The 255-nt window shown below is 60.0% G+C and carries 1 protein-coding gene; it reads left to right on the forward strand.

Annotated features, from left to right (window positions below; all coding sequences use genetic code 11):
* Positions 1–51: 51 nt before the first annotated feature.
* Positions 52–255, forward strand: a 204-nt coding sequence (locus ACSNOG_RS33605; RefSeq protein WP_436756454.1) for a hypothetical protein, incomplete at its 3' end; no start/stop codon positions are given.

The raw sequence follows: 255 nt of genomic DNA on the forward strand, positions 1-255 counted from the left end.
GATCGCAACCATACCTTTGTCACCCTTGATCCCCAGCGGACGGGCACCCGGATGGAGCTCGAAATCGAGCTGTACGATCCGATTCCGGAGCCGGTTGACCCGCTGAATCAGCAGGCGGTTATTCAGCCGCCGATTACGCGCGTGTCAAGCCAGCTCGTGAAGGTGAACCGGCCGGTCCAAAGCTTGATGTACACCGTTACCATCGTGAGAGATTCGCTCAGGCTGCTGCCGGAGTCCGATATGCGGCGCATCCGG

The sequence above is a fragment of the Streptomyces sp. URMC 124 genome (assembly GCF_051386455.1).
Taxonomy (GTDB): Bacteria; Actinomycetota; Actinomycetes; order Streptomycetales; family Streptomycetaceae; genus Streptomyces.